Raw genomic sequence first — 2837 nt, 5'->3', positions numbered from 1 at the left:
TTGGAGCGTCGAATCTCAGCTGAAGTTTCGTCAAACCTGAGCAGATCCCGACAAGTTGCACCGACCTCGTCGATGTTTCTCCCCAGATCTCCTTGGCTCCAGTCTAAACCCCAGAAGTAGTGCTAGATCAGATCAGCACGATGTTACTCGAAGGAGATACCCAGAATTTCGAGGACGTACTCCCCGTGGAGTATCCCACAGAGGGGTGCTATTCGATCGCCTTCCAGACGTCACGTCCCCCAGAGATGATTGAACAGGTAACGGAAGAGGACGATATGCTCACTGTCTTCCTCCCGATGGGACCAAATCCATTCATCGGAGGATTTATTCTCCATTTGTCTGAGGGTGAGGTCTACCGACTTGACCTCTCCGTCGAGATCGACGATCATCCACCTAATGTCCCCGTCGACCTGGACAAATAAAAAAAGACGCTGATAACGGGATGTAAAATCGCGTATCCAGCGTCCTCCATTATTTCGAATGTGACCGGCTACTCCCGTCGACGGTAGAACGGCAGCGGGAAACGGATACCGCGATCGTAGAGTTGCCATCTGGCTTCGAGGCCGGTCCAGAAGAAGCCAGACACGAGTGCGACAGCGATAGCAGCGAACTCGTGTTGCCCATCCAGGACGGCGGGGCATACAGGATGCCTTTGTACACCCGGTGGGGAAGCACCGACACGATCAGGCCGCCGATCGCGGCGAACGGATCGATCGTCTCGTTGCCAAACTGGGTTTCGATACAAGCACCCGCGGCAAAAACGAGTACGAAAACGAACGCGAGTCGTTACGTGTTCGCGGAGAACGAGTCCATGAACTCTACGGGGAGTGTTCCGAGATCGATCCCCCACGCTACGGGGAGCCACAGCAGCGCGAACAGCGTGATCAGTACGACACTGATGAGGTTGAGTCCGAATCCAGTTCGGGCCATTTGTGGAAGGGTGATGTACCCGCTGCCGAAGACGATCGCGTTCGGTGGCGTCGCAACTGGCAGCATGAACGCGAACGACGCAGCGGTCGCACCGGCGATCATGAGCCCGTAGGGGTGTACCTCGATGCCGATCGCCACCGAGGCGAGAATCGGCATCAGCATCGCCGTCAGTCCGGTGTTCGAGGTGACCTCCGTGAGGAAGATCGCCATCACGACGACCGACAGCAGAATGGCCACTAACGGCACGTTGGCGAGCAGTTGGAGTTGTTCGCCGAGCCACTCGGCGAGACCGCTCTGGTCGAAGCCAGCCGCGATCGCGAGGCCACCGCCGAACAGGAGAATAACGCCCCACGGGATCTGCACCGCATGTGTCCAATCGAGCAAGAAGGTGTGCCCACCGTCGTCGGTTTGGGTCGGCACCGCAAACAGGACCAGTGCCCCACTGATGGCGACGACGGTATCCCAGTCGTCAGGGAGGGTTGCGAGTTCGAACTGTGTCAGGAGGCTACCGCCGATCCAGGCCAGAGCCATGCCAACGAACACGACCAGGACCATCATCTCCTGTCTGCTCAGCGAACCGAGCCGCGATAGCTCGGTATCGATCGTCTCGGCTCCGACTGGGAGTTTGTCGAACGACGGTGAGAACGCGACGCGTGTGACCCAGAGGTAGACCACCATAAGTCCCAGGATCGTGATCGGAACACCGTAGAACATCCACTGGCCGAACGAGATGGTCTCGCCGAACAGCTCCTGTGCCTGACTAGCGAAGAGAATGTTGGGCGGCGTCCCGATAAGCGTGCCAACGCCGCCGACCGAGGCCCCGTAGGCGATACATAACATCAACGCTGCACCGAACGAGAACTCGCCTTGCTCTGTCGGGATGTCTAGGCCCGTGTCATCGATGAGATCGCGCGTCTGGTAGACCACCGCAAGCGCGATGGGCGTCATCATCATGACCGTCGCGCTGTTCGAAACCCACATCGAGAGGAACGCGGTCGCGAGCATGAACCCCAAAATCAGCCGTGATGGGGTTGTTCCGACGGCCTTGATCGTCCGCAGTGCGATCCGTTCGTGGAGGTCCCATCGCTGCATCGCCATCGCGAGGAAAAAGCCACCCATGAACAGGAAGATCAGTGGGTTGGCGTACGACGGTGTCGTGTCGGCCGCGGGTAAGGCTCCCAGCAACGGAAACAGCGGAATCGGCAGCAGGGATGTCGCCGGAATCGGAACCGCCTCGGTCATCCACCACGAGGCAACCCAGACGGTGACGGCCGCGACGACCTGACCCTCGTAGCCCGCCGGATCGCCGGGCGTTGGACCGAGCATGATGAGGGCGAACAACAGTGGACCGAGAACGAAGCCGACCTTCTGTCGGAGCCCGTAGCTTTGATCGACATCGAAAGGGGATCGATCGTCGCCACCGTCGGCTCCATGACCTGGTTCGCCGGTCTCGGGCTCGTCTGTACGCGGCTGGGTTGTCTCGCCGTCGTCTCCGCCGAATGCCTCAGTGGCCGCCTGTTCTTCGGCGGCCGACACCGAATCGAGGTCATCCAGCATACGTGTCGCATCTAGCGTGATGTATGCTTTCGTCCGGTCGTGCATCGACCACAGATGCGACCACAGTCGTTTCGATCGATCTATAATCATCATTAATCGTGTTTTAACATATTCGTATTAATTGTTTTGATTAACCGATTGAGTGTTGTTTTTAATAAATTTCATCAAGTATTGTGTGAATTACATATAATATCTGGTATAGAAATAATTATGCGGGGATCGTGCACCATCCAAGTGAAGTGTGATTTCACATAGCTCGTCGTCGTTTTTCTCAATATTCGATCACAAAACAGAGTCACTACCGAAGAAATAACAGAATAAATTTGAGACTGTAAAAGACTCTAATTTAT

The 2837-nt window shown here is 56.5% G+C and carries 2 protein-coding genes; one reads left to right on the top strand and one right to left on the bottom strand.

Annotated elements, in window-relative coordinates; translation table 11 throughout:
* Positions 1 to 119: 119 nt before the first annotated feature.
* Entirely contained in the window at positions 120 to 422 is a 303-nt protein-coding gene (locus O2S87_RS18400; protein ID WP_475410181.1) for a DUF502 domain-containing protein, read from the top strand.
* Between the two features lie 364 nt (positions 423 to 786).
* On the opposite strand, the gene O2S87_RS18395 is transcribed toward O2S87_RS18400, so the two are convergent.
* Positions 787 to 2577 (bottom strand): SLC13 family permease, encoded by a 1791-nt coding sequence (locus O2S87_RS18395; protein WP_475410182.1) that lies wholly within the window; start codon positions 2575 to 2577, stop codon positions 787 to 789.
* Positions 2578 to 2837 lie beyond the last annotated feature (260 nt).

It is taken from the genome of Halohasta sp. A2 (assembly GCF_056175805.1).
The sequence above is the reverse complement of the archived record's forward strand: the minus strand, read 5'-3'. Positions and strand labels throughout refer to the sequence as shown.